Raw genomic sequence first — 8,135 nt, forward strand, 5'->3', positions numbered from 1 at the left:
AGATCGCCCTCGCGCCGGTACTGACCTTCATCGCCGTTCACTACGGCTGGCGCGCAGCGGTTCTCTCGCTCTCCGTTCTCGGTCTCGTGTGGATGGGTTGCTGGCTGGCCGGTTGGTCCGAGGGCCCGTACACGAGCAAGGCCGTCAAGGCGACCAAGACTGCAGATACAGAAGCAACCGAGGCAGCCGGGACAGCCACGAAGGCGGTCACCGAGCCCAACGTTCCGTGGCGCAAGATCCTGCTCTCCCGCACCTTCGTCAGCTGCTGCTTCCTCATCGCGACCATCTACGCGCTGACCACCGTCGTTCTCACCTGGTTGCCGTCGTACTTCGAGGTCGGCCTCGGATACAGTGCGATGCAGGCCGGTTCGATGTTCGCGCTGCCCTCGATCGTCGGTCTCGTCCTCATGATCACCTCCGGTTCCGTCACGGACAAGTTGATCGGCCGCGGCTTCACCTCTCGTACGGTTCGCGTCATCGTTCCCTGTGTCGGCGTTCTGATCTGCGGATCGATTCTCCTGTTCCTGCCACAGATCTCCACCCCCATCGTCGCTGTCGCCATGGTCTCGATCGGCTACGGGTTCTCGGCAATCACCTTCCCGCTCATCAACGCTGCGATCTCGGAGCTGTGCCCGCCGCAGCAGACTGCCGGAACGATGGGATTCTTCCTCGCCATCATGTCGATCGGTGGCCTGATTGCTCCTTACGCAACGGGAGTCATCGTGGACAACGCTGCAACCCCGGCCGACGGTTACGCCCAGTCCTTCCAGGCAATCGGCGTCATCGGAGTGATCGCCGCGGTTCTGGTCCTCGTCTTCGCCAATCCCGAGCGCGATCGCAAGCTCATCCGAGGCTGAGTACTCCACGTATAGCCATTCGCTAACAAAGCCATTCACCGAAAGACATTGCCGGGTCGACCCGCTCGTGATCGACTCGAGACACGCCCCGACCGCACAGTCGCAGAACCGGGCACGAACAGCAGGAGAGATACATGCGAGATGCCGTCATCGTCGACGCAGTACGTACACCGATCGGCCGTCGCGGCCGCGCCCTCTCGGAGATCCATCCGGCCGAGTTGTCCGCCCATGTACTGCGTGCGCTCGCTGAACGGACCGGACTCGACGCGGCGACGGTCGACGACGTGATCTGGGGTTGCGTCAGTCAGGTCGGCGAGCAGGCCGGAAGCATCGCCCGCACAGCGGCACTCGCTGCCGGCTGGCCCGACAGCGTTCCCGGCGTCACACTGACCCGGGCCTGCGGATCGAGCCAGCAGGCAGTTTCCTTTGCTGCGGCCACCGTCATCTCCGGTCAGAACGACGTGGTCGTAGCCGGAGGCGTCGAATCGATGTCACGAGTACCGATGGGGACCGCCAGCAAGAACGGTGAGCATTTTCCGGCTTCGGTACTCGAACGCTACGGGGTGGACGGTTTCAGCCAGGGGACCGGCGCCGAGATGATGGCCCGGAAATGGGCACTCACACGAACAGCTCTGGACGAATACTCCCTCCGCTCACACGAACTCGCGGCCCGTGCCACCGATGAAGGGGCATTCACCGGGCAGATCACTCCGATCGCGGGCTTGTCCCAGGACGAAGGCATTCGGCGAGGCGGAAGTGTGGAGTCGCTCGCGAAGTTGCCCCCGGCCTTCGACGCCGACGGTGCCATCCACGCCGGCAACTCTTCTCAGATCTCCGACGGGGCGGGCGCCACACTCGTCACGACCAGCGAGTACGCCCGGGCACGCGGGTGGAAGCCGCTCGTTCGTATTCACACCGCAGTGGTCGCAGCCGACGACCCGGTCATCATGCTCACCGGTCCGATTGCCGCCACCGCAAAGGCATTGGATCGCTCCGGATTGTCCATCGACGACATCGGCGCCTTCGAGATCAACGAGGCATTCGCCCCCGTCCCGCTTGCCTGGCAGGCTGAAACCGGCGCAGCCATCGATCGTGTGAATCCGCTCGGCGGCGCTATCGCGGTCGGCCACCCACTCGGCGGATCAGGTGCGATCTTGATGACTCGCCTGGCACATCACATGCGCGACAACGGAATTCGCTACGGTCTCCAGTCGATGTGCGAGGCCGGCGGCATGGCCAATGCGACCATTCTCGAATTGATCTGACCCGACAACGCTTTCGGGCCGACACGTCATCCAGCAGGAAAGAAGAATTGATCCATGAAACTCGAGGGACTTTCCACCGCGATCACCGGCGGCGCTTCAGGCCTCGGCCTGGCAACCGCTCGACGGCTGCTCGACGCCGGAGCGCAGGTCACGTTGATCGATCTGCCTTCGTCCGACGGTAAGCAGGTGGCGGCCGATCTCGGTGCTGCCGCACAATTCGCCCCGGCCGACGTCACCGACAGCGAACAATTCGCCGAAGCACTCGACGCGGCGCACGAGCGCGGCGGCCTCCGCGGCGTCGTCCACTGCGCGGGTGCCGGGCGTCGTATGCGCATTCTCGACAAGGATGGAAAAGCCGGATCGGTCGAAGATTTCGAGTTCGTCGTCAAGCTGAATCTTGTCGGTTCGTTCAACGCACTCCGTCTCGGCGCCGAGCGGATGGCGGAACTCGACGCCGTGGACGGTGAGCGAGGTGCCATCGTGATGACGGCGTCGGTCGCAGCATTCGAAGGTCAGATCGGTCAGATCAACTACACAGCGTCCAAAGCCGGCATCGTCGGTATGACGGTCACCGCTGCCCGCGATCTCGCCAGCCGCGGAATTCGCGTCAACACCATTGCTCCCGGCATCATGGACACTCCCCTCCTGGCGCGCCTACGCGAAGACGTGCGCACGGCCCTCGAAGCCTCTGTTCCCAATCCCTCACGACTGGGTCGTCCGGACGAGTTCGGCCAGCTCGCCGTCTCGATGCTCGAGAACGGCTACCTCAACGGCGAGACCATCAGACTCGACGGCGCTATCCGAATGGCTCCCCGGTGACGGGCACCAGCGTGATCGCCAATCCACAACTGCGGCACAACATGCACTACCCGGATACCACCATGGCGTACTGGGCGCCCAGCATAGCGGCGCTCTACGGTGACCGCCTCGCCGTCGTGGACGGCGAGCGTACGTGCACCTTCCGCGAACTCGGCCAGCGCAGTGCACAATTCGCCGGCGCACTGCGGCAAGCCGGGGTGGGCGTCGGCGACGTGGTGTTGATGCACCTCGGGAACTGCGTCGAGTTCCTCCAGGCTTACTACGGATGCCTACAGGCCGGGGCGACAGTCACATTGGTCAACCCACTGCAGCCAGAGCTCGGCCTGCGCAAGCAGATCGAAGAGACGTCCGCCGTTGCTGCAGTGACTCAGAGTGCGCAGCTGCACGTACTGCTCGCGGCCGCTTCAGGAACCTCCGTGCGTAGTATCGTGATGGTCCAGGACGCCGAGGGCGCGCTCGACACACCGGAGTCGGTCGTCGCATTCGACTCCTTCATCGCCGATCTACCCACCGAATTCACCCCTGCCTCGGTTCGTAGCGACGACATCGCACACATCGCGTTCACCGGCGGAACCACCGGAGTCTCCAAAGGTGTTCGTGTTCTTCACCGCAACGTCGTCGGCAACATCACGCAGATGTGTGGGTGGAGAACCGGTCACGAGTTGGAGGCAGGTCCGGACGGTCTCGTCACGCCTCGACGCATCGACGGCCTCGACGTGCTCGGTCCGACGCACGGGACCGGGGCGACCATCGTGGTCTCCCCTCTCTTCCATGCACATTCGTTGCTCAACACGTCGTTCCTGTTGATCTCCGGTCTCACCCAGGTGTTCGCCGGTCGGTTCGAACCCGGCCGGATGCTCGAGCTGATCGAAAAGCACGAGGCCACCTATCTCACCGGGTCTCCCGCCATGTGGCACGCACTGTCGGTTCATCCCGACGCTACGGTGCGCAACACCGACAGCGTGTGCGTCGTCTCTTCGGGTGCTGCCCCGATCGACAGTGTCACGCTCGCCGCACTCCGCCGGGCATTTCCCAAAGCGCTCGTCGTCGAAGGGTACGGGCTGACCGAGGCCACCTGTGTGGTCACGGCCGCTCCGCTGATCAACGGCTCGGAATATCGGCAGAGCAGCGTCGGCCTCCCGATCTTCGACACCGAAATCCAGATTCGCGATCAGCTCGACCGGAAGACCGTTCTGGGCGAGAACGAACGTGGCGAACTCTGGGTGCGTGGACCTCAGGTCACCGACGGCTATCTCGGACACCCGGAAACCACCGCAGAACAGTTCGTCGACGGCTGGTTGGATACGGGAGACATCGCGTACCTGGACTCGGACGGATACCTCTTCATCTGTGACCGGGCCAAGGACATGCTCATTTACAAGGGGTACAACGTCTATCCGCGTGAACTCGAAGAGATTCTGGTCTCGCACCCGGCGATCTCGACTGCCGCGGTCGTCGGCCGCGAAGTGGGGAGCAACGGCCAGGAGCCCGTAGCCTTCGTCGTGATGATTCCGGGCGCCGAGTTCGACGCCGAGCAGATCAAGGCGTTCGTCGCCGAGCAGGTGCTGCCGTACAAGAAGATTCGCGAAGTCGTCGAGGTAGAACTACTTCCGACATCGGCTGCCGGTAAGGTCCTCAAGACCGACCTCCGCTCGAGACTTCTCGAATCCGTCGATCAGAAAGGCGGTTCCAGGTGACAACCTTCGCAGACCTGACGTCGCAACTGCGTGTCCCGGTTCTCGCTTCACCGATGTTCATCATCTCGACCCCTGACCTCGTCATCGCGCAGTGCACCTCTGGCATCATCGGGTCCTTCCCGGCACTGAATGCTCGTCCGGAGTCGGCACTTCGGGATTGGCTCAAACTGATCACCGTGGCTCGTGAGGAACATGATCGTGAGCACACGGAGAATCCGTCGGCGCCATTTGCCGTCAACCTCATCGTCCACCGGTCCAACAACCGCTTGGAAGAGGACCTGGCGACCATCGCCGAGTTCGAGGTTCCGATCGTCATCACGTCCCTCGGCGCTCGCACCGACATCAACGACGCAGTCCACGCATACGGCGGAATCGTTCTCCATGACGTCATCGACAATCGCTTTGCACGCAAGGCGATCGAGAAGGGCGCCGACGGACTGATCGCGGTAGCTGCCGGGGCCGGTGGTCATGCCGGTAGGCAGTCGCCGTTTGCCCTGATTCGGGAGATTCGTGAGTGGTTCGCCGGTCCACTGCTGTTGTCAGGTGCCATCGCTCATGGTGATTCGATTCTCGCTGCGCTCGCGGCCGGAGCCGATTTGGCATACGTCGGATCAGCTTTCATCGCAACCGAAGAGGCTAACGCGGATCCTGCGTACAAGGAGATGATCGTGGGTTCAGGGGCCTCCGACATCGTCTATTCCAACCTGTTCACCGGAGTACACGGAAACTACCTGCGGGGCAGCATCGTTGCCGCCGGCTTGGACCCCGACAACCTGGCCGAATCCGATCCATCCGCAATGAGTTTCGCGACCAACGACACCGATACCAAGGCCTGGCGTGACATCTGGGGCGCCGGACAGGGCATCGGAGCGATCGACGCAGTCCTTCCGACGCATGCAGTAGTAGAGCGTCTCGCCGCCGAGTACGCTGCCGCGCGAGAACGTATCTGCCGACTCTAGTGCTGTGACCGGCGTTCGTCGGACAGGTACTCGTGGATCAGGTTCACGAATACCTGTCCCACCGGCGACAACGTCGAGGGGTCGAAGGCGAGACCGTACGCACGCAGGAATCTCGGCTCGCAGGCCCGTTCCACCACCTGACCAGGCATCGATTTCGCCACCGAGCGCTCGACCAACGAACCGCCGAGTCCGGCGATGACCATCGGGAGCCGCGACTCCCGTTGCTCGGTCACCACCGCGAGTTCCGTTCTGGTACCGGCCTTTCGGATCGAATCTTCGATCGCGTCACCCATCGCTGCCCCGCGAGGAACGAATACCATGGGAATGTCCGGCATTTCCGAAAGGCGTACCGGCCCCTCAGGTAGTTCTGTTCCAGCCGGGTAGACCAGGCGGTATTCCTGCTCCCCCAATTCGACGATTTCGAGCCCTTCGCCCGCCTCGAGCGGCAGATGAGCCACCGCGAATTCGCAGTGGCCGTCCCGGATGAGACTTTCCAGATTGTCCTCACGCTCGAGTTCCGAGAATCTGACTCGTGCTTGCGGATACCGTCGACAGAACTCCGCAATCAGATCGACGATCGTCCCCGAGGTCAGTGCAGGGAAAGCCATGATGTCGAGGCGACCGACGATGGCGCCATCTGATGCCGTCAACTGTTCAGCCGCCGCAGCTACGTCTCGCAAAACCTGTCGACTCGGGCCGACCAGACTGCGACCGGCAGCACTGAGCACCATGCCGCGCCCGATGCGATGGAACAGCCTTACTCCCAGTTCACGTTCGAGCCCGCGCAACGCTTGTGACACGGTCGGCTGAGCAACGCCGAGAGCCGCTGCGGCGCCGTTGATCCCCTTGTTCTCGACCACTGCGAGGAAGTACTCCATCTGCCGGAACTCCACAGTTCACTCCTCTTCCGTGGACGGAACGGCGGAGGTGGCCATTTCCGCAGCCGTCGCGATGAATGCAGCGGCCGCCGGGGATTGCTCGCCCGAGCGATAGACGATACCGACGTCGCGTGTCAGCGGCGGATCGAAGGAGAAGGCGCAGACGTCTGTCATCTGCTGTTGTGCAACCCTTCTCGGCACTACAGTGGCGCCGATCCCTCGACGCACGAGTTCCCACGTGGTCACAGGGTGGACACAGTCCACGACTACGTTCTCGGCGCCTTCGCTCAGTAGACCCCGGAACTGATTCGATTGATCACCGAGATCGACCACCAGCGGCAAACTGTGCAAGAGCGCTCGCGGAACCGGATCCGCCAACGGCGTTGCAAGTCGGCCGGACAACGACGCATGGGTGGCGAGCACCAACTCCTGAGTGGCAATCGGAGCCGTGACCAAACCTTCGTACCCGATACTCAGATCGGTGACGCCGACCTCGGCCGACCCTCGCCGCAACGCATTGTCGACCCCGGCCGGGCCGTACGTGTCGAGAACACGCACGACGATCTTCGGGAAGTTGGCCCGGAATCGACGGACCAACTCGACCATCGGATCGATCGAGAACGCCGAGTACGAGACGACGTCGACACGACCGAACTCGAGTTCGCGAACGGCGGTCACTTTCGCCTTCGCGCGCTCGACGTCGGCAAGGATTCTCCTGGCCGCGAGATCGAACGTGCGGCCCGCGTCGGTAAGAACCAACCGCCTGCCCGTCCGGTCGAACAGCGTGGCGCCGAGTCGACGCTCGAGCGTACGAATTGCCTGTGACAGCGAGGGCTGCGAAATGTAGAGAGCCTGAGCGGCCTTCGTTATCCCACCGTGGTCGACAACAGCGACGAAGTAGGTGACGAAGTGCAGATCCACTCACCCATCATACGACCAGCGATCCGTCGCTCACTCCACCCGAGTTGCCCCTGGTACGGCCCACTCTCCGGTGAAGATCGGCTCCCGCTTTTCCACGAAGGCACGAACCGCGTCGGTGGCATCCGTCGCAAAATTGACCGCTTGCGCCCTCGCCTCGTTGTCCAAGGCCTCCCGCAACGAGAGGGAGGTGTGATGTTCGAGCATGGCGGCAGACTGACTCAGTGCGGCCGGCGGGCCGGCGGCGAGCCGCTGCGCCAGTGTTGACGTGTGTTCGTCCAGCTCGGCCGGTTCGACCAGATAAGTCACCAACCCGAGCTCGTAGGCTTCCTGTGCGTCGATCGTCTCGGCAAGCATCACCAGTCGCTTGGCTTGTTGGAGGCCGACCAGTCTCGGCAGGATCCACGAACCACCGAAGTCGACAGACAACCCCCGTTTGGCAAAGATCTGGCTGAACTTCGCACCCTTGGCTGCCACGACGAAGTCGCAGAGCAACGCCATGTTCCATCCGGCTCCGACGGCAAACCCGTCGACCTTCGCCACCAGAGGTTTGGGAAACTCACTCAGTGCGATTGCCGTTGCGTTGATGACACGCATGCGATCGAGCGGGTGCGACGAGCCACGCTTGTCCAGATCGGAGCCCGCGCAGAAGGTCCCATCCCCGCCGGTCAGGATCACCGAGCGAATCTGCGCGTCCTCTTGAAGTTCGAGGACTGCTTCACGTAGAGCGATCCAGGCGTCG

At 63.0% G+C, this 8,135-nt stretch carries 8 protein-coding genes; 5 read left to right on the forward strand and 3 right to left on the reverse strand.

Features of this window, described 5'->3' with window-relative positions:
* From ACYP01_RS13170 to ACYP01_RS13190, 5 genes are all read left to right on the forward strand, one after another.
* Positions 1–857: MFS transporter (locus ACYP01_RS13170; RefSeq protein ID WP_459680457.1), on the forward strand; the 857-nt coding region annotated here is incomplete at its 5' end.
* Positions 858–991: 134 nt separating this feature from the next.
* On the forward strand, positions 992–2,122 hold the full coding sequence (locus ACYP01_RS13175) for a thiolase family protein (protein ID WP_003939840.1): 1,131 nt from the start codon (positions 992–994) through the stop codon (positions 2,120–2,122).
* A gap of 54 nt (positions 2,123–2,176) precedes the next feature.
* Entirely contained in the window at positions 2,177–2,941 is a 765-nt protein-coding gene (locus tag ACYP01_RS13180; RefSeq protein WP_003939944.1) for an SDR family NAD(P)-dependent oxidoreductase, read from the forward strand.
* 41 nt (positions 2,942–2,982) lie between these two features.
* Positions 2,983–4,638 (forward strand): class I adenylate-forming enzyme family protein, encoded by a 1,656-nt coding sequence (locus ACYP01_RS13185; RefSeq protein WP_459681321.1) that lies wholly within the window; start codon positions 2,983–2,985, stop codon positions 4,636–4,638.
* Between the two features lie 53 nt (positions 4,639–4,691).
* Positions 4,692–5,597, forward strand: coding sequence for an NAD(P)H-dependent flavin oxidoreductase (locus ACYP01_RS13190; protein ID WP_459681323.1), 906 nt, complete (start codon positions 4,692–4,694; stop codon positions 5,595–5,597).
* On the opposite strand, the gene ACYP01_RS13195 is transcribed toward ACYP01_RS13190, so the two are convergent.
* The 3 genes from ACYP01_RS13195 to ACYP01_RS13205 all read right to left on the reverse strand — a co-directional run.
* The gene (locus tag ACYP01_RS13195; RefSeq protein WP_003939949.1) at positions 5,594–6,490 is read right to left on the reverse strand and encodes a LysR family transcriptional regulator; all 897 of its coding nucleotides are present in this window, start codon (positions 6,488–6,490) and stop codon (positions 5,594–5,596) included. The genes ACYP01_RS13190 and ACYP01_RS13195 overlap by 4 nt on opposite strands.
* Positions 6,491–6,493: 3 nt before the next feature.
* Positions 6,494–7,396, reverse strand: coding sequence for a LysR family transcriptional regulator (locus ACYP01_RS13200; protein WP_007729501.1), 903 nt, complete (start codon positions 7,394–7,396; stop codon positions 6,494–6,496).
* A gap of 30 nt (positions 7,397–7,426) precedes the next feature.
* Positions 7,427–8,135, reverse strand: a 709-nt coding sequence (locus ACYP01_RS13205) for an enoyl-CoA hydratase/isomerase family protein (RefSeq protein WP_459680461.1), incomplete at its 5' end; no start/stop codon positions are given.

This window comes from Rhodococcus sp. no. 34 (genome assembly GCF_054589475.1).

What these genes read in the sequence shown, in the direction of transcription:
- ACYP01_RS13175 (WP_003939840.1), top strand. Translation starts at nt 992, where the DNA reads ATGCGAGATGCCGTCATCGTCGACGCAGTACGTACACCGATCGGCCGT.
- ACYP01_RS13180 (WP_003939944.1), top strand. Translation starts at nt 2,177, where the DNA reads ATGAAACTCGAGGGACTTTCCACCGCGATCACCGGCGGCGCTTCAGGC.
- ACYP01_RS13185 (WP_459681321.1), top strand. Translation starts at nt 2,983, where the DNA reads ATGCACTACCCGGATACCACCATGGCGTACTGGGCGCCCAGCATAGCG.
- ACYP01_RS13190 (WP_459681323.1), top strand. Translation starts at nt 4,692, where the DNA reads ATGTTCATCATCTCGACCCCTGACCTCGTCATCGCGCAGTGCACCTCT.